Below are 18,305 nucleotides of genomic sequence, written 5' to 3' on the forward strand. Positions count from 1 at the left end.
CGATGATCCAGGTGCACCTCGGGCACGTCTTCCATCTGGCGGGGCGGCCGGGGGTCGGCGACTCGGCCGCCGCGCTGGTGACCCTGCCCGACGGCGCATTGGTCGTCGATGACGACGGCCGGATCGTGTTCTGCGGGGCGCGCGGTGAGCTGCCTGCCCGGTTCGGCTCCGTCGAGACGGTCGACCACCGACCCGGGTTTCTCCTGCCGGGCTTCGTCGACACCCACATCCACTTCCCCCAGACCTACGCCGGCGATTCGTACGGAGGCGGCCAGCTATTGGAGTGGCTCGACCAGTGCATCTTCCCGGCCGAATCCCGCCTGGCTGAGCCGGAGTTCGCCCAGCAGGCCGCCGTCGAGTTCTGCGACCGCCGGATCGCCGCGGGTACCACCGCTGCGATGGTCTTCGGCTCGGCGTTTCCCCACGCCCAGGATGCACTGTTCTCCGAGACCCGCCGGCGGGGCCTGCGCATGGTCAGCGGCCGCGGCATCCAGACCGTCGGGCCGGACAGCGCCGCCGCACTGATCACCTCGGAGGAGGACGCGCTGCGTCTGACCGCCGCGGAGATCGACAAGTGGCACGCCGCCGACACCGGTGATGTGTCCACCGCGCTTCTGCACGTGGCCATCGTCCCGAGGTTCGCACCTGCGGTCACTCCCGAGACACTGAAAAACCTGGGGGATCTTTATGACTCTGTCCGCGACAGAGGTGTGTACGTGCACTCCCATCTGAACGAGAACAACCGGCCGGGCACCGGGGAGGTGGACACTGTCAAACAGAGCTACCAGGTCGACAGCTACCTGGACACCTACGACGGGAAATTTTTGCCAGGATCCTCGGCCGGCGGTACCAGCCTGCTCGGACGACGCACCATCCTGGCGCACTGCGTGCACTGCCAGGACGCCGAACTGGAGCGGATGGCGCAGACGGGAACCTCGATCTCGCACTGCCCGACGTCACAGCTGTTCCTGGGATCCGGCACGATGCCGTGGCGCCGCACCGTCGAATCCGGTGTGAACATCTCAGCGGGAACGGATTTCGGTGCTGGTGATGAATGGCTGATCCCCCGGGTCCTCGGTGATGCGTTCAAGGTCCACATCAGCGAGGAGGGTGACGCAGGTGTATCGATGCATCCCGCCGAGATGTTGTTCGTCGGGACCCTCGGCGGCGCCCGCGCTCTCGACATGGAAGATCGGTTCGGCAACTTCGACGTCGGCAAGGAGGCGGACTTCGTGGTGGTCGATCCGTCGCGTACGCCCGCGCTGGCGAACTCGGTGATCGGCGGCGTCCGTTCCACGGATGGCGAGATGGCCCGCGATCAGACACTTTTTGCGCTCCTGATGGGCATCCGGGAGTCGTCGATCGCTCAGGTCTACGTGCAGGGGCGCCGCGTTCATGGGTGAGGCAACCGCGGTCACCGTCTTCCATCCGGTGGACGATGCGGCGGGCTTCGGTCGTTGGTCGCAGGACCTGTTGGCGTCCGCGCAGACAGCGGCTGGCCACGTGGCCGGCCGACTCTCGGTGTGCCCTGATACAGCGCTGGATTGTGCTGTGGCGGTGACCTTCTCCGATGAGCTCGCGCTGCACCGTTGGCTCGACAGTGCGGAGCGGCGCGAGGTGCTCGATGACGGCCGGACCCGGGGTTACTCGACGTGTTCGACCGACATGATCTTCAAAGAGGACGTGCCGCTTTCGGCAGGCGTGGGACTGTTCCGCCATGCCGTCGCGCCTGGCAAGGAAGCCGATTTCGAGGCGATGGAGGTGCACCTGGCGGTCGCTGCCGCCGACTTCCCCGGGTACGAGGGCACGGTGCTGCTGGCACCGGGCCAGCGCGGCGAATGGATCTCGATGGCGCGGTTCCGAACCAGCGCTCAGCTGTCGGAGTGGATGCACTCGGTCGCCCGGTCCGAGGCGTTGTCGGGATTGCGCTCGACATTGCGGCGGGAGTTCACCGCGGCGTCCAGCACCACTCCGTTCGCCACTACGGTGCGGATCGAGGGCGGCCGCACACTCATGACGCCGAACTGGAAGTCGGCGATGCTGGTGTTGCTCGTGCTCTACCCGACGGTGATGCTGCTGTCACGATTCCTCGGACCGGTGATCGCGGATGCGGGTGCAGCACCCTGGCTGGGGCTGTGGATCAGTCAGATCATCAGTGTGGTGGCGATGCAGTGGTGGCTGATGCCGGCGGCGTCACTGCCGTTCCGTCGTTGGCTCGACCCGGTCGAGGGGAAGGACTTCGGTATCAGTGCTGCCGGGGCTGCGGCGATCGTCGCGCTGTACGCGGTGATCCTCACGGTCTTCGCGACCGTGCACGAGCTGCACTTCTGGGACTACCTGGACTGAGGGTGCGCAAGTCCGATGGCCGCGGCGCGCGTCCGCAGTTTGGCATGAATACCACCGTACGGTTCGACGTCGGGAAGCGGATGTTTGTACAGCTTGGTCACCGCGCTGTAGTTCACGTCGACGACGTTGGCCAGCGGCGAAAGGCACAGCTGGCTACACAACTGGTATGCATCCATCCGGCCGAGACCGTACAACTCCGTCATCCACTCGACCATCTCCACCTGGCTGCAGCGCCAGGCGTCCTCCAGCGGCCGCGCGGAACCGACCGTGATCAGCGCGTCGTCGTGCTCGAAGCGTGGCCACGCCGGCGCCCCGCCCTTGATCAGGTCGACGAGCACCGTGACGTTCATGGCGCCCTCGAGCGCGGTGCCGCACGTCTCACCCTCACCCTGCCGGTAGTGCCCGTCGCCGACCGAGAACAGCGCACCTTCGACATTGACGCCGAGGTACACCGTCGTGCCCGCCCGCAACTCGGGGGTGTCCATGTTGCCGCCGAAGTAGTCGGGCACCAACGTCGTGCGCACCTCACGCAACGCCGGTGCGACGCCGACGGTCCCGAGCATCGGGGCCAGCGGTAACTCCAGCGTGAAGTCGCTTTCGTGCGCGACGAACGTCGCTGTCGCCCGCTCGACATCCACGTCGTATATCCACGTCAGCTCCGGCAGTGGAGTCTGCAACATCGCCGTGCGATCGGTGCCGGTGAGCGCGCCGAAAAGCGGGATGGTGGTGGAGGCCGCCCAGGCCCGTGCCGGTTCGATGGCGGCGAAGTGGAGTGCGAGGGTGTCGCCCGGTTCGGCGCCGGTGACGTAGAACGGCCCGGTCTGCGGGTTGAGCTCCTTCGTATTGAGTACCTGGCTCGGTTTGTCGGTCGGGGAGGTGACTCGCCCCGCGAAGGCGTCCTCGGTCCATAACCGAAGAGCAGTGCCGGGCGACACCTCCATGACGGGCTCGGCGCCGCCGAATGTCCACACGTACTGGTCCCTGGTGGGCGTGAACTCAACGACCGCCATGAACAACCTCCTTCACAGCAGGCGAAGTGCGCGCCGACGAAGCGCGCGACACCGCCACCGCGAAAGCCGTAGCCAAGACCATCCACATCACTGCCGCGGTCAGCACCGAGTGAAGGCGGAAGTTGTACAGCAGGTCAGCCGGGAAACCGGGGAACAGCAGGGACCCGGTGCCGTCGACCAAAGCGTCCGGGACCTCATGGACCTTGGGCAAAATTGTTGCGGCGAGCGCGATCACGCCGACGTAGGACCAGCAGGCAGCAATCACCGACGTCCATGTGCCCACACGTGGTGCGTACCGAAGCGCCACGGCGGCGAGTACGGACGCCGCGGCCACCGACGCGATCAACAGGACGAGGTAGGCAACCGTGCGGTGCCCCGACGTCACTTCCTGACCGACGCCGGGCGGGTTACCGGGATAGAAGATGAACGGGGCGAGGCTCACAGTCAAAAACCCGGCCATACCCAAACACGTTGACAAACAGGTTGAATCGACAGAGCGACCTCGGCCGGCCAGCGACGTGGACAGCACCGCGTACGCGACCGCGAAAAGTATCCCGACGACCACACCGAAGCCGATCACGCCGACGCCGGCACCGACGTTCTCCTGCACGGCGCGGGTGAACAGCTCGTGCCCGTGTCCGTGGTCGTGTTCACCGGCCATCTCGGACAGAGCGTGTGACCGTTCCTCTTCGTAGTCGATCGCCTGCCGGATCAGGGGGGCGACCTGGACGCGGGCATAGCCGAAGGCGGCCAGGCCTGCCACGGCCCCTGCGCCCGCACCGATTCCGATGAGCTTCTGCATCGTCGTCTCCTCGATGAGTCAGTGGCAGGGGAAGCCGAGCAGATGGCGGGCGTCGTGCAGGAACTCGTGCACGTGGGTGTCGGCGCCGAAGACCGATACCGCGCCCTGGTCGAAGGCCAGGAAGTAGAACGCGATGAGCGCAACGACGGTGGACGCGGTCAGCCACAGGGCGGCGCCGGCGGTGGCGGCGTCCGGTAGGACTGACGTCGTGCTGCGGGGCAGGGAGCCGGTCGCGGGAATCGATTTCATCGGGCCTATTCCTTCTTGGTCAGGAGCAACTACTTCCAGAACGCAACTATTGCGTGTGACCTGCTTACCGCCAGCAAGCCGGCTCGTCAACACGAAGCGGCGCAGGGCGCGATATGGAAACGTCGTAGAAACAAGCGGGGGTGGCGCAAGGTAAAGGCTCTGTTACAAGCCATCGCTCCGGATTGCCATCGCCGCCGACGCGGTACATCCTTCCATTTGGAAGTGTTTGATCAACCAATGATTGGAGAGATTCGTATGCATGGCCCACACGATCTCGGTGGACGCGACGGCATCGGTCCGATCGATCCCGAGTTTCTCGAGCCGGGGATACCGGAATGGCGCTATCCCTTCGAGGGTCGGATGCACGCCGTCACCGCCATGGCGATCGCCAAAGGTGCGTTCAACCTCGATGAGCAGCGGCACGGGATCGAGCTGATGAAGTGGAGCGACTATCTCGACTCGACCTACTACGCACACTGGCTGTTCTCGGTTGAGAAGTTGCTCAACGACAAGGGTTACATCTCTCACGAGGAAGTCGACGCGCGCATGCGTGAGCTCGGCGCTCCGTCGATGACGCCCCACCCGGTCAAGCCGGAGGCGCTGTCGCCGTTCGCAGAGCAGATGATCGAGGTGTTGTGGGCGGGCACACCTCACGATCGACCGACCGACATCCCGCCGGTCTACGAAGTCGGTGCCTCCGTGCTGGTGCGCAACCTCAATGAGGCCAGCCACAACCGGCTGCCCGGCTACCTCAACAAGGTGCCCGGTGTGATCGCCAAGCAGTACGGGGCGCACCACGATCCCGCCGACAGCGCGCACCGCCAGGTGGATACACCGCACCACCTGTACATGGTCCGCTTCACCTCCACCGACCTCTGGGGCGACGACGCGCCCGAAGAGTTCGACCTGTACGCCGATCTGTTCGAGAACTATCTCGAGCCAGCCTGAGCACACCGATTCACCAGCCGTATCCAGAGGAGACACACATCATGAACTGGCTTTCACTCACCGACGTCGAGGCGCGGGTCAACGCGCTGGAATCGCTGATGGTCGAGAAAGGTCTCGCCGAACACGAGGCGGTCGACGCCGTCGTCGCGTCGTTCGAGAACGACATGGGTCCGGTCAACGGTGCCAAGGTGGTAGCGCGGGCATGGACGGAACCCGAGTACCGCGAATGGCTGCTGGCCGACGCGACTGCCGCTATCGCGGACATGGGCTTCACCGGGTTGCAGACCGAACACATGGTAGCCGTGGAGAACACCCCCGAGCGGCACAACATCGTCGTGTGCACGCTGTGTTCCTGCTATCCGTGGACGCTGCTCGGGATCCCGCCGGCCTGGTTCAAGTACCCGCAATACCGGGCACGCGTGGTGAAGGAACCGCGCAGCGTGCTCGCCGAATTCGGGGTGGCCCTGCCCGATCAGGTCACGATCGATGTCTGGGACAGTAGTGCGGAGATCCGCTATCTCGTCATCCCGCAGCGCCCCGAAGGCACAGAGGCACTGACCGCCGACGAACTCGTGCCGCTGATCAGTCGCGACTCGATGGTCGGAACGGCGCTGGTGACGACAGGAACACCGGCATGACAACCTCAGTAGCGCTGGACCTTTCAGACTTCGACGCACCTGACAGTGATGCCGCCCTGCCGCGGTCGAACGGAGAGCTGGTCTTCGACGCGCCTTGGCAAGGCCGGCTATTCGGTCTGGTCGTGCACCTGTGCCAGGCAGGAACGTTCGAATGGGACGACTTCAAGGCGCACTTGATCGCTGCCATAGAAGAGTCTGGGGTCGGCGAGACCTGCGATCCCGCAGTGTATTACCGGCAGTTTGCGGAGGCCTTCTGTCGTCTGTCGCGCGAGAAGGGGTTCTTCGCCGAGGTCGAGCTGGAGCAGAGAGCCGCCGCAGAGGCGCAACGCCTCGCACATTCCGATCACGACCACGGCCACGACGGTCACCACCACCACTGAGAGGCGAGAATGTCGAAAGCCACTGCACTGTCGATCAGTGTCGGAGTGTTGGGAATGGTGTCGACGTTGATGACGGCGACGGTATGGAACCTTCCGGTCTGGGTGCTGTTTCTGGCCTGGGCATCGTTCTTCTTCGTCGGGTCGGGCACGTCCGGCCTGGCGAAGTCGGTGGCGTGCAACTGGGCGGGTATCGCGATCGCGACCTGCACGCTGCTAGCGGTCCAAAACGCCACGGGCGCCCTGTGGTTGTCGATCGCAGTCGGGCTGGGAAGCTTTGCAATGGTTCAGGCTTCACGCCTGGCGTGGATATCGGCGACGCCGGCGATCGTGTTCGGCTTCGCTATGACCGTAGGTACCATCGCCGCTACAGGCCATTCCATCACCGAGACCGGGGTGTCCAACCCAGCGCTCATCGCGGCGGTAACGGCTTTGGTGGGTGCGTTGTTCGGTGTGGTGTCCGAGTATGGCGCGACCCTACTCTGTCGGGTCCCGTTGCGCCGTAGTGTCACTGATTCGATGCAGCACGCGCGACAGCCGTTGGGGTAATGTCGCTATGAAGACGATCTCGGACCGAGGAATGAATCGATCTCTGCGAGGAGCACATTGACGATCGCGACTGGCTTCGACAGCGTGTCGGAAGTCTTCTTCCGCGCCGAGCGTCGCTGGACTGACGCATTGTGCCGCGGCCTGCTCGACAGCGACGTCACCACCATCGAGGGATGGCGGCTACTCGGTGCCCTTCGCGGCGGTGATGGGCTGACCATGAGCGACATCTCGTCGGCGATGTCGATCCCGCCGCCCACGCTGACCAGGATCGTCGACAAGTTGGTCGACGGCGGATTCGTACTACGGCGAGTCGACGCCGCCGATCGGCGGCGTGTGCTGATCTACCTGTCGGCGCGTGGTAAGACCAAGCTGCGCAAGCTCGCCAGGCAGGAAACTCTGCTCAAGACGGCGCTCGCCGACGAGCTGGGCGAAGATGCCGCGGTGGCGTTCATCCGCGCGCTTGCTCGCATCGGGGACTCCACGTTGTAGGTGCGTTGTTAGTACCGGTTCGCAACTTTTCAACCATCGAACAGATGGGAAACGTGGCGGTAACGCGACAGGTCGATGATGGGCCACAAGCGACCCGAGACTGGAAGTGGACGGAGCGGGACGGTGAATCTGACACTGAACATCGCCCTGGTGATTCCCCGCAGTGGGTCGGCGGGAATTTACGGCCCCTCCTGCGAAGCGTGCGCCGAGCTTGCGGTTGCGGAGGCGAATGCTCACTACGGGGTCCTCGGCCGAGAGATGCGCCTCATCCCGGTGGACGGAAGCCGGCCGCCATCAGTGGTAGCCGCGGAGATCGCCCGACTGGTCGAAAGTGGCGCGATCGACGCAGTCACCGGCTGGCACATCTCGCCCGTGCGGCAAGCCATTGCCCAGGTGACCGCAGGCCGTGTGCCCTACGTGTACGGGCCCCTGTACGAGGGCGGTGAGCACACGGCGGGTGTGTTCCTCACGGGCGAGACGCCGTCACGTCAGCTGTTACCCGCAATGGACTGGATGACGTCTGAGTACGGCATCGACCGGTGGATCGTGATCGGCAACGACTACATCTTTCCGCGCGGCACCGGTCTCGCGGCGGCCAGGCATGCCAGGGCGCAGGGCTCCCCGCTGGTCGGTCAGCTGTATGTGCCGCTGGGGACCGAGGATTTCACCGAGGCCATTCGACAGGTCGAGACCAGGGAGGCCACCGGGGTCGTGGTGCTTCTCGTCGGTGGCGACGGTGTTGCGTTCAACCGGCAGTTCGCCGCCACCGGGATGGACACTGCGATACCCCGCCTGAGCCCGCACGTCGAGGAGAACATGCTGATGGCCAGCGGAAGCCGGGCCAACACGGGATTATTCTCGGCTGCAGGGTATTTCGAGGCGCTCAATACCACCGCGAGTATGGAATTCGCGGCGCGCTACTACTCCCGGTTCGGGCAGGGCGCTCCCGCTCTCAATAGCATCGGCGAATCTTGCTACGAGGCTCTTGCTCTGCTGATTGCGCTCGCGTCGCGGGCTCGTTCACTGAGCGTTGACGCGCTGACCCTCGCAGCCGAGGATCTGAGGTACGTCAGTCCGCGGGGTGAGGTCACCATGCGGGGCAATCAGATGAGCCAGGACGTCTACGTCGCGGAAGCTGTAGACCTGGACTTCCAAGTGCGGGCTCGAATTTCCGCCGCCTGATCCACCCTTCGAACTGGTTCGGCCAGGTTGTGACAAATGGCGGTCCGAGCGAATGGCGGCCCAGGTACTCGTTGCGGAGTCGACCGTCCTCGGACGTCTCGGTGGTGCAGAACGAAGAGGTGGTCAGATCGACGACGGTCCGCCGCGCTCGGCCTCGGGTCGAACGCCGCCACGGCGGCATCTCGTGCACGAAGAACTTCTGCGCCAATTCGAAGTCACCGCGTCGGACTCGGACAGCGACGCTAGCCCGGGCCGAAGCCGCTGGACGTGACGGTCGCGGCCGTGTCAGCGACAAGGATTCCAAAAAAGTTAAAGTTGAGCGGAACAGACTCAACCTTGACGACGTTGGTCAAGGGGACAAGCATTCGAAGGGGCCGTTCTGCGGCCCACTGCACATGGAAGGGGAGGTGTCGTGGATTCGTTCAATCCGACGACCAAGACCCAAGCGGCGTTGACCTCGGCACTGCAGGCTGCCACAGCGGCGGGGAACCCACAGATCGCCCCCGCGCATCTGCTGATGGCTTTGCTGACGCAGAACGACGGTATCGCCGCGCCGCTGCTCGAGGCCGTCGGCGTGGAACCCGCGACCGTTCGCTCCGAGACACAGCGGCTGCTCGACCGGCTGCCCAGTGCGACCGGTTCGGCGTCGCAGCCTCAGCTGGCGCCACAGTCGCTGGCGGCGATCACCGCCGCGCAGCACCTCGCCACCGAGATGGACGACGAGTACGTCTCCACCGAGCATCTGCTCGTCGGCCTGGCCACCGGAGACAGTGACACAGCCAAGCTCCTGACCGGCCACGGCGCGTCGCCCCAGGCGTTGCGTGAGGCGTTCACCAAGGTGCGCGGCAGCGCCCGCGTCACCAGCCCGGATCCCGAGGGCACCTATCAGGCGCTGGAGAAGTACTCCACCGACCTCACCGCACGCGCCAAGGAAGGCAAGCTGGACCCGGTCATCGGGCGTGACAACGAGATCCGGCGCGTCGTGCAGGTGCTGAGCCGTCGCACCAAGAACAACCCGGTGCTCATCGGTGAACCCGGTGTGGGCAAGACCGCGATCGTCGAGGGCCTGGCGCAGCGCATCATCGCCGGCGACGTCCCCGAGAGCCTGCGGGACAAGACCGTCGTCTCGCTCGACATGGGTTCGATGGTGGCCGGCGCGAAGTACCGCGGCGAGTTCGAGGAACGGCTCAAGGCCGTCCTCGACGACATCAAGAACTCCGCGGGCCAGATCATCACGTTCATCGACGAGCTGCACACCATCGTCGGCGCCGGTGCCACCGGCGAGGGCGCCATGGACGCGGGCAACATGATCAAGCCGATGCTGGCCCGTGGCGAGCTGCGGTTGGTGGGTGCCACCACGCTCGACGAGTACCGCAAGTACATCGAGAAGGACGCCGCGCTGGAGCGTCGCTTCCAGCAGGTGCTGGTCGGGGAACCGTCGGTCGACGACACCGTCGGCATCCTGCGCGGCCTCAAAGACCGCTACGAGGTGCACCACGGCGTCCGGATCACCGACTCGGCGCTGGTGGCCGCGGCCACCCTCTCCGACCGGTACATCACCGCGCGTTTCCTCCCGGACAAGGCCATCGACCTGGTCGACGAGGCCGCCTCGCGGCTGCGGATGGAGATCGACTCCCGCCCGGTGGAGATCGACGAGGTCGAACGCCTGGTCCGGCGCCTGGAGATCGAGGAGATGGCGCTGGCGAAGGAGACGGACGCAGCGTCTGTCGACCGGTTGGAGAAGCTGCGTGCCGAGCTGGCCGATCACAAGGAGAAGCTGGCCGAGCTGACCACCAGATGGCAGAACGAGAAGGGCGCCATCGACATCGTCCGCGACCTCAAGGAGCAGCTGGACACGCTGCGCGGTGAGGCCGACCGGGCCGAACGCGACGGTGACCTGGCCAAGGCCGCCGAGCTGCGTTACGGGCGCATCCCCGAGGTCGAGAAGAAGCTCGACGCGGTGGTGCCCCAGGCCGAGGCCCGCGAGAACGTGATGCTCAAGGAAGAGGTCGGCCCCGACGACATCGCCGATGTGGTGTCGGCGTGGACGGGTATCCCCGCAGGTCGGATGCTCGAAGGTGAGACCGCGAAGCTGCTGCGGATGGAAGACGAGCTGGGCAAGCGCGTCGTCGGCCAGAGCAAGGCCGTGCAGGCTGTCTCCGATGCGGTTCGCAGGAGCCGTGCCGGTGTGGCGGACCCGAATCGTCCGACGGGGTCGTTCATGTTCCTCGGGCCGACCGGCGTCGGTAAGACCGAGCTCGCCAAGGCTTTGGCCGAGTTCCTGTTCGACGACGAGCGCGCGATGGTGCGCATCGACATGAGCGAGTACGGCGAGAAGCACTCGGTGGCCCGCCTGGTCGGCGCCCCTCCCGGCTACGTCGGCTACGACCAGGGCGGTCAGCTGACCGAGGCGGTGCGGCGGCGTCCGTACACGGTGATCTTGTTCGACGAGATCGAGAAGGCGCACCCGGACGTGTTCGACGTGCTGCTGCAGGTCCTCGACGAGGGCAGACTCACCGACGGCCAGGGCCGCACGGTGGACTTCCGCAACACCATCCTGATCCTGACCTCCAACCTCGGAGCAGGCGGCTCCGAGGAGCAGGTGATGGCGGCGGTGCGCTCGGCGTTCAAGCCGGAGTTCATCAACCGGCTCGACGACGTGATCATCTTCGACGGGCTCGACCCCGAGGAGCTGGTGTCGATCGTCGACATCCAGCTCGCGCAACTGGCCAAGCGGCTGGCTCAGCGCCGCCTCACCCTGGAGGTGTCGCCGCCGGCGAAGAAGTGGCTGGCCGAGCGCGGTTTCGATCCGCTCTACGGTGCGCGGCCACTGCGGCGGCTGCTGCAACAGGCGATCGGCGACCAGCTGGCCAAGTTGTTGCTGGCCGGCGAGGTGCACGACGGTGACGTGGTGCCGGTCAACGTCAGCGCGGATGGCGATTCGCTGGTCCTGGGCTGACGCCCGACCCCCGCCGGAACGGTATTCCAGCAGGCGTCCACCCGGGCAATGTCAACCGGTTAGTGCAACATTTAGGCGGCTTGGCTAAGAAGTGCGTTGAGTCGTTGGCCGGGTGTGTCGAGGTCGAGGGTGGGCCGTGGCCGGGTGTTGAGTTTGTCGGCGATACGTCTGAGGTCGGCTTTGGTGTAGCCGCTCAGATCGCTGCCCTTTTCGAACCAGAACCTCAATAACCGGTTGGTGTTTTCGTTGGTGCCGCGCTGCCACGGTGAGTGCGGGTTGCAGAAGTACACCGGGGTGCCCAGGGCCATCTTGATGTGCTGCCAGTTCGCCATCTCGCTGCCGCGGTCCCAGGTGATCGATCGGCGCAGGTGATCGGGCAGTTCGGCCATCGCCTCGATCATCGCCGCAGCCACGGTCTCGGCGGTGTGGTCGCCGGGCAGATGCAACAAGATGGTGAACCGGGTGCTGCGCTCGACCAGGGTGCCGATCGCGCTGCGGTTGCCCGAGCCCATGATCAGATCGCCTTCCCAATGCCCGGGTACGGCACGATCGCCGGCTTCAGCGGGGCGATCGCTGATAGTGAAGATTTCCCCAGGGGTGTAGACACCGCTGCGGCCGGGGTGCCCACGGGGTTTGCGTGTGGAGCGTTTCGTCGACAGGCATTTGTGCAGATCAGCACGTAACTGACCACGAGTCTGAACATAGAGGCTCTGGTAGAGGGTCTCGTGGCTCATCTGCATCAGCTTGTCATCGGCAAAGTCACACGCCAACATCTGCGAGATCAGCCTCGGGCTCCAGCCGTCGTCCATCCAGGCTTCGATCATCGAACACAGCCGGTGATCGCTGAGCTTGAAATTCTTCGGGCGGCGGGCGTTGTCGGTGGCCCGGGCCTGGGCCATCAAGGCGTGGTAATCGCCGTTGGGCAGGCTGTTTCGCCGCACTTCGCGCCAGATCACCGATCGGTCGCGCTTGAGCCGGCGACCGATCTCGGCGAAACTGAGACCGGCCTGCAGGCCGCGGTCGATCTCAAAGCGTTCAGCGAAGCTCAGCCGATGTCCGCGCCCACCAGCACGTGTCAGATCTCCCGCGTAGGCCAGTCCACCCAGGCCGTCGCCGCCTATCCGTAATTTCATGCCCCCAGCCTGGCGCCACCACAACCAGCCGGTACGTCGCGACACGCTCACCCGCAACGACGCCTCAGTCGTGGTCATCCCGCCACAGACCAGATCGAAGAACTCCCGCTTGACTACCCACGGCACCGGAAACCCTGACGGCATAGCAACCCCTCAAATCACTGGATGTTGCATTGACCGTATGAATCTGCCCCGGATTTGACCTGCCGGAATACCGTTCCGCGGGGGTGTGACGGCTGAGATTGGGATTGTGATCCGTTCGAGTTCGGGATTCGTCGCCCAGAGCGGATACTCTTGAGCCAATGGTTCCGCTCTGGTTCACGCTGTCTGCACTCTGCTTCGTGGGTGCGGCCGTGTTGTTGTATGTCGACCTCGACCGACGTCGAGGTCTCGGCCGACGCCGCAAGTCGTGGGCCAAGTCGCACGGATTCGACTACGAGCACGAGTCCACCGACATCCTCAAGCGCTGGAAGCGTGGGGTGATGTCCACCGTCGGCGACGTCAGTGCCCGCAATGTGGTTCTCGGCCAGATCCGCGGCGAGGCGGTCTTCATCTTCGATCTCGAAGACGTCGCCACGGTCATCGCGCTGCACCGCAAGGTCGGCACCAACGTCGTCGTCGACATGCGTCTCAAGGGCATCAAGGAACCACGCGAGAGCGACATCTGGCTGCTCGGCGCCATCGGACCGCGAATGGTGTACTCCACCAACCTCGACGCCGCCCGCCGTGCCTGCGACCGCAGGATGGTCACGTTCGCCCACACCGCGCCCGATTGCGCCGAGATCATGTGGAACGAACAGAACTGGACGCTCGTCAGCATGCCGATCACCAGCACCCGTGCCCAATGGGACGAGGGGCTGCGCACGGTGCGCCAGTTCAACGACCTGCTGCGGGTGCTGCCACCGCTTCCTTCGGCCTCCGCGGGCCAGCCGGTCGCCCGCCGCAGCGGATCGCCGAGCCGCCCGCTCACGCCCTCCCCTGCGGGACGGTCTGAGTTGGCGCCCGGTATGAAAGACCAACCACCCGGGCGCGCCGACGTCGGTCGTTACGCCACCCGACCCGAACCCGGCAGGTTCGAGGCCGGTTCGGGCCGGCCCGAGCCGGTCCGTCGTACCCCTCCACCGGCCCGCAACGGTCGGCAGTCGCCGAACTATCAGCGGTAAGTATCCTCTGGGGATGCCTCGCCCCGTCGCTCTGATCACCGGGCCGACGTCCGGTCTGGGTGAAGGATTCGCCCGCCGCTACGCAGTCGATGGCTACGACCTCGTGCTCGTTGCCCGTGACGTCGCCCGGCTCGAACGTCTCGCCGCCGAGTTGCATGACGAGGCAGGCGCTCAGGTGGAGGTGCTTCCCGCCGACCTGTCGGCCGCCGCCGACCGGGAGCGTGTCGCCGAGCGGCTGCGCGCCGGCGTCCGCGTCCTGGTGAACAACGCAGGGTTCGGCACGGCCGGCGAGTTCTGGTCCGCCGATCTCGAGGTGCTGCAGCGTCAGCTCGACGTCAACGTCACCGCGGTCATGCAACTCACCCACGCCGCGTTGCCGTCGATGCTGGCCGCAGGCGAGGGCACCGTGCTCAACGTGGCCAGCGTGGCCGGGCTGCTGCCCGGGCGCGGCTCCACCTACTCGGCATCCAAGGCTTGGGTGGTCTCGTTCTCCGAGGGCCTGGCCAACGGGCTCACCGGAACCGGGGTGGGGGTGCACGCACTGTGCCCGGGGTTCGTCCACACCGAGTTCCATGCGCGCGCCGACATCGACATGGCCGGCACTCCGTCCTTCCTGTGGCTCGAGGTCGACGACGTGGTCCGAGAGACGATGGCCGACCTCGCCAAGGGCAAAATAGTGATCATTCCCGGCCTGCAGTACAAGGCGCTGACCACCGGCGGCCGGATGATCCCCCGAAACGTGGTGCGCGCCTTGACCAAAGTGGTGGGCAAGGGCCGTGACCGAACCTGAGACCACGTGCGGGTAATCGCGATCCTGGTGGCGATCGTTCTCGCCGCCACGTCCTGCTCGGGATCAGCCGACCGAACCGACGTGTACTCCGCCGCAACGGCTTCGATGGGTGAATCGCTGGCGATCCTCGGCTGGAACATGTCGGTGGCCAACCTGAGGTTCGACGCCGACTACGTGCTGGTCGACGTGGACGCGTCGCCGTCGCAGGAGAACGGGCAGCATGCCGATCCGCAGGAGATCAGGTTCGGACTCTACGGAGCGCTGGCGCACCCGATCGAGGCCTCTGGCATCGGTGGCTGTGAGGACGTGACAAGCCTTGACATCCAACCGTTGTCGGCGCCCACGCCGGACCGGCTTACCGGCACCGTGTGCATGGGTCCGTTGCGGGACCAGTCCCAGGTGCGCGGGGTGTACGTCTACTCACCGCGCGACCGCATCGCCGGCACCACGGCGTCCTATCCCGCGGCGTTCCCCGTCGGGGTGATGCCCACCAACGAGAACGACACGGGACTGACGGTCCGGACGACCAGCGTGGATGCCTTCCGTGCGGACGGGGCGAAACTCGACCCCGCGGCCCTCGGCGATCCGACTGCGTTCACCGGCAACGGTTACATGCTGTTGGGACTCGAGATCAACGGCCTGGCAGCACGTTACCGCGACGATTCGGCGGAGCGCGGCGGACCGATGATGGTGTTGGCCGCCCCGACGCTTCCGGGTAGGGGGCTGAGTCATGCGTGCAGCGTGTACGGGTCCTCGGTGCTCGTGCTGCCCGAGGCGTCGCGGGAGGCGGTGCAGATCCGCGCCTCGCTGTGCACCCAGGGCGAGATCAACGAGGCGCTGCTCTACCCTACGGTGTCGCTGACCGGCACCCATGCGGCGCTGTGGACGGTCGAGCCGAAGGATGACTGACGACCCCGAGAGTACTGACGGCACTGCCGATCCGGCCGGACCCACCGAGTGGGGGGAGGGCCGCGGGGTGGGGCCGTGGCAGGGACCGTTTCCCGAGGACATCAGGTACGACCCGGAGTTGTTGCGGGCCGGGGACACCCGCAACGTGGTCGACCCCTACCGCTACTGGACTCGGGAAGCCATCATCGCCGACATCGACGAGCGGCGGCATCCGCTGCACGTGGCCATCGAGAACTTCGGCAACGACGCCAACATCGGTGCGGTCGTGCGCACCGCGAACGCCTTCGCCGTCGACACCGTGCACATCGTCGGCCGGCGTCGCTGGAACCGCCGAGGGGCCATGGTCACCGACCGCTATCAGCGGTTGCGCCACCACGACACGACCGCCGAGTTGCTGGACTTCGCCACGCGGGCCGGGCTGACCGTGGTGGCGGTCGACAACATCCCCGGGGCGTCACGACTCGAGGACGTCACGCTGCCGCGGGACTGCCTGCTGATCTTCGGGCAGGAGGGTCCGGGCATCACCGCCGATGCCAAGGCCGGCGCCGGTGCAGTGGTGTCGATCGCCCAGTTCGGTTCCACGCGCAGCATCAACGCCGCGGTCGCCGCGGGGATCGCCATGCACGCCTGGATCCGCGAGCATGCGGACCTCGACCGGGCCTGGTGAGCCGTCGCGTGGCCGCAGCAGCAGCCAGACTGCGACCGCGGCGGTGAGCAGCAGCGCCGCGCCGACACCGGAGGCGATGGCCAGGCCGTCGGTGAACGCGGTCTTGGCGGCCGTGAGCAGACCCGTCGCCTGATCGGCCGGCAACCCGTCGGCCGCGCGCAGGGCGCCGGGCAGTGAATCCCGGGCGGCGGTGGCGACGTCGGCCGGGACGCTCGGCGCGATCACGACGGTGCGGTAGACGGCGGTGACGATCGACCCCAGCGTCGCGATGCCCAGCGCCATGCCGAGTTCGTAGGCGGTCTCGGAGACCGCCGCCGCCGAGCCGGCCCGTTCCCTGGGCACGCTGGCGAGGATCACGTCGCTGGCGACGGTGAAGGCCAGACCGAGCCCGACGCCGACGACGAACAGCGCGATGCCCAGCGGCAGGTACGGCGTGACCGGTGTGAACAGCTTCAGTGACGCCATCAGCGCGGCCATCGCCACACCGACGAGCGCCAGCCCGGTGGTCAGTACCAGGCGGTGCGACACGTACCGCACGGCCACCCCGGCGAGCACGCCGAACACGGTCGCAGTCACGGCGGCGGGCAGTTCCGCCAGGCCGGCCTTCAGCGGCCCGTACCCCTGCACCAGCTGGAAATACTGCGACAGGAAGAACACCAGCCCGGAAAGTCCGAGCACCGAGAGCAGGTTGGCGGACACCACCCCGGAGAACACCGGGTTGCGGAACAGCCGGACATCGATCAGCGGCACCGGCAGACGCAACTGCCGGCGGACGAACAACGTCAGCGCTGTCGCGCCGACAACGGCCGCGAGGACGGCGTCGATGCGCACGCCGTGCGAGATGGCGGCGAAGCCCTCCTTGATGCCGTAGACCACACCGAGCATGCCGACCATGGACAGCACTACGCTGGGGATGTCCCACGGTCCGGGTTCGGGGTCGCGGTGTTCGGGCAGCAGCACGACGCCGCCGACGACGAGCACCAGCATCACCGGGATGTTGATCAGGAACACCGATCCCCACCAGAAGTGCTCGAGCAGCACGCCGCCGACCACCGGGCCCAGCGCAGCGCCTGCGGAAAACGCCGATGCCCACACACCGACGGCGATGCTCCGCTCCCGCTGATCGGGGAAGAGCCCGCGGATCAATGCGAGGGTGGCGGGTGCCAGGGTGGCGCCCGCCATGCCCAGCAGCGCCCGCATCAGGATCAGCATCTCCGGGGTCGACGCGTACGCTGTGGCCACCGAGACGACCGCGAATGCTGTTGCGCCCCAGAGCAGCAGCTTTTTGTGTCCGATGCGGTCCCCGAGGCTGCCCATGGTGATCAGCAGCGCGGCCAGCACGAACGAGTAGAGGTCCCCGATCCACAGGATCTGGGTGCCGGTGGCGCCGAGGTCGGCGCTGATGAACGGCGTCGCCAACGCGAGAACCGTTCCGTCGACGCCGATGAGCAGCACCGCCATGGTGAGGATGCCAAGAGCGAACCAGCGGCGGTTCATGAGGTCTGTACTCCGTGCAGTAGTAGGTCGGTGATGAGTCGGTCGAAGTCACGGCCGGCGACGCGTCCCGCGCGCACCGCCCAGGCGGTGCCTTCCACCAGGCTGTAGAACGCCTCGGTGAGCCACGCCGCGGTCAGGTCGGGGCGGAAGTCTCCGTCGTGCTGTCCGCGCTCGAACAACGACGTGATCTCGGTGTCGATCTCCTGCCAGACGTCCAGGGTGTGGTCCAGGTCGAGTTCCTGGCTCTGGCTGTACAAAAGGGCCAGGTACGGCGACACCGGCCGGCACGCCGAGATGAGTCGGCGCAGCGCCTCGGGGGCCGGTCCCTCGTGCGGGCGGGCGGTGCTCAGCACGTCGCGCATCTCTGCGATGGCGAGCTCTTCGAGTGCCTCCATCAGGGCGGCCTTACCGGCGAAGTGCCGGTGCAAGGTTGCCCGGCTCACGCCGACGGCGGTGGCGATCTCGTCTTGCGTTGCGTTCGGGCGACGACCGAGGAAGTCCGCCGCAGCGCGCAGCAACTCCTCACGCGTCGATGACATGCAACAACAATAGCTCATATGAGACAAAACTGTCTCATACCCATTTGCCGGCGGTTGA

General features: G+C 66.2%; 18 protein-coding genes and 1 pseudogene. 13 read left to right on the plus strand and 6 right to left on the minus strand.

Annotated elements, in window-relative coordinates; translation table 11 throughout:
• Window positions 1-2: 2 nt before the first annotated feature.
• Both G6N53_RS07430 and G6N53_RS07435 read left to right on the plus strand, forming a co-directional pair.
• Complete coding sequence (locus tag G6N53_RS07430; protein ID WP_163887892.1) at window positions 3-1,403, plus strand: guanine deaminase; 1,401 nt, start codon at window positions 3-5, stop codon at window positions 1,401-1,403.
• Window positions 1,396-2,346, plus strand: coding sequence for a putative antibiotic biosynthesis monooxygenase (locus G6N53_RS07435; protein WP_163887893.1), 951 nt, complete (start codon window positions 1,396-1,398; stop codon window positions 2,344-2,346). The genes G6N53_RS07430 and G6N53_RS07435 overlap by 8 nt, the downstream gene beginning before the upstream one ends.
• On the opposite strand, the gene G6N53_RS07440 is transcribed toward G6N53_RS07435, so the two are convergent.
• Genes G6N53_RS07440 through G6N53_RS07450 form a run of 3 tightly spaced genes read right to left on the minus strand, consistent with a single transcriptional unit; the run spans window position 2,334 to window position 4,407 of the window.
• Window positions 2,334-3,356 (minus strand): acetamidase/formamidase family protein, encoded by a 1,023-nt coding sequence (locus G6N53_RS07440; RefSeq protein WP_163887894.1) that lies wholly within the window; start codon window positions 3,354-3,356, stop codon window positions 2,334-2,336. The two genes, G6N53_RS07435 and G6N53_RS07440, sit on opposite strands and share 13 nt — an antisense overlap.
• The gene (locus G6N53_RS07445) at window positions 3,343-4,158 is read right to left on the minus strand and encodes a CbtA family protein (protein ID WP_163887895.1); all 816 of its coding nucleotides are present in this window, start codon (window positions 4,156-4,158) and stop codon (window positions 3,343-3,345) included. The genes G6N53_RS07440 and G6N53_RS07445 overlap by 14 nt, the downstream gene beginning before the upstream one ends.
• Window positions 4,159-4,176: 18 nt before the next feature.
• Window positions 4,177-4,407, minus strand: coding sequence for a CbtB domain-containing protein (locus G6N53_RS07450; RefSeq protein WP_163887896.1), 231 nt, complete (start codon window positions 4,405-4,407; stop codon window positions 4,177-4,179).
• Between the two features lie 255 nt (window positions 4,408-4,662).
• Between G6N53_RS07450 and nthB the strand changes: the two genes are divergently transcribed.
• The 7 genes from nthB to clpB all read left to right on the plus strand — a co-directional run bounded on the left by nthB (window position 4,663) and on the right by clpB (window position 11,549).
• Complete coding sequence (gene nthB, locus G6N53_RS07455) at window positions 4,663-5,355, plus strand: nitrile hydratase subunit beta (protein ID WP_163887897.1); 693 nt, start codon at window positions 4,663-4,665, stop codon at window positions 5,353-5,355.
• Between the two features lie 41 nt (window positions 5,356-5,396).
• Window positions 5,397-5,993 (plus strand): nitrile hydratase subunit alpha, encoded by a 597-nt coding sequence (nthA, locus tag G6N53_RS07460; protein WP_163887898.1) that lies wholly within the window; start codon window positions 5,397-5,399, stop codon window positions 5,991-5,993.
• A complete protein-coding gene (locus G6N53_RS07465) occupies window positions 5,990-6,373 on the plus strand; it encodes a nitrile hydratase accessory protein (RefSeq protein ID WP_163887899.1) in 384 nt (127 codons plus the stop codon). Before nthA ends, G6N53_RS07465 begins: the two co-directional genes overlap by 4 nt.
• 9 nt (window positions 6,374-6,382) lie before the next feature.
• Complete coding sequence (locus G6N53_RS07470; protein WP_163887900.1) at window positions 6,383-6,919, plus strand: DUF1097 domain-containing protein; 537 nt, start codon at window positions 6,383-6,385, stop codon at window positions 6,917-6,919.
• Between the two features lie 57 nt (window positions 6,920-6,976).
• Window positions 6,977-7,408: a MarR family winged helix-turn-helix transcriptional regulator gene (locus G6N53_RS07475; RefSeq protein WP_237166451.1), complete on the plus strand. Its 432-nt coding sequence runs from the start codon at window positions 6,977-6,979 to the stop codon at window positions 7,406-7,408.
• Window positions 7,409-7,531: 123 nt separating this feature from the next.
• Complete coding sequence (locus G6N53_RS07480; RefSeq protein ID WP_163887901.1) at window positions 7,532-8,590, plus strand: substrate-binding domain-containing protein; 1,059 nt, start codon at window positions 7,532-7,534, stop codon at window positions 8,588-8,590.
• A gap of 412 nt (window positions 8,591-9,002) precedes the next feature.
• Window positions 9,003-11,549 (plus strand): ATP-dependent chaperone ClpB, encoded by a 2,547-nt coding sequence (clpB, locus tag G6N53_RS07485; RefSeq protein WP_163887902.1) that lies wholly within the window; start codon window positions 9,003-9,005, stop codon window positions 11,547-11,549.
• Window positions 11,550-11,620: 71 nt separating this feature from the next.
• On the opposite strand, the gene G6N53_RS07490 is transcribed toward clpB, so the two are convergent.
• Window positions 11,621-12,826 carry an IS30 family transposase gene (locus G6N53_RS07490; RefSeq protein WP_163887903.1) on the minus strand — a complete coding sequence of 402 codons (1,206 nt, stop codon included), beginning with the start codon at window positions 12,824-12,826 and terminating at the stop codon, window positions 11,621-11,623.
• Window positions 12,827-12,984: 158 nt separating this feature from the next.
• On the opposite strand from G6N53_RS07490, the gene ttfA reads away from it, so the two are divergent.
• The 4 genes from ttfA to G6N53_RS07510 are packed head-to-tail and all read left to right on the plus strand — an operon-like array spanning window position 12,985 to window position 16,211.
• Window positions 12,985-13,845, plus strand: coding sequence for a trehalose monomycolate transport factor TtfA (gene ttfA, locus G6N53_RS07495; RefSeq protein WP_163887904.1), 861 nt, complete (start codon window positions 12,985-12,987; stop codon window positions 13,843-13,845).
• A gap of 13 nt (window positions 13,846-13,858) precedes the next feature.
• Complete coding sequence (locus tag G6N53_RS07500) at window positions 13,859-14,635, plus strand: SDR family NAD(P)-dependent oxidoreductase (protein ID WP_163887905.1); 777 nt, start codon at window positions 13,859-13,861, stop codon at window positions 14,633-14,635.
• 6 nt (window positions 14,636-14,641) lie between these two features.
• Window positions 14,642-15,544, plus strand: a complete 903-nt coding sequence (locus G6N53_RS07505) for a hypothetical protein (protein ID WP_163887906.1) — start codon at window positions 14,642-14,644, stop codon at window positions 15,542-15,544.
• Window positions 15,537-16,211: a TrmH family RNA methyltransferase gene (locus G6N53_RS07510; protein ID WP_163887907.1), complete on the plus strand. Its 675-nt coding sequence runs from the start codon at window positions 15,537-15,539 to the stop codon at window positions 16,209-16,211. The genes G6N53_RS07505 and G6N53_RS07510 overlap by 8 nt, the downstream gene beginning before the upstream one ends.
• Here the strand turns inward: G6N53_RS07510 and G6N53_RS07515 are convergent.
• A pseudogene (locus G6N53_RS07515) lies at window positions 16,101-17,708 on the minus strand (MFS transporter); the annotation flags it as partial. The gene G6N53_RS07510 and the pseudogene G6N53_RS07515 sit on opposite strands and share 111 nt — an antisense overlap.
• Window positions 17,705-18,247, minus strand: a complete 543-nt coding sequence (locus G6N53_RS07520; protein ID WP_163887908.1) for a TetR/AcrR family transcriptional regulator — start codon at window positions 18,245-18,247, stop codon at window positions 17,705-17,707. The gene G6N53_RS07520 and the pseudogene G6N53_RS07515, both read right to left, overlap by 4 nt.
• Window positions 18,248-18,305 lie beyond the last annotated feature (58 nt).

The sequence above is a fragment of the Mycolicibacterium hippocampi genome (genome assembly GCF_010723735.1).
Taxonomy (GTDB): Bacteria; Actinomycetota; Actinomycetes; order Mycobacteriales; family Mycobacteriaceae; genus Mycobacterium; species Mycobacterium hippocampi.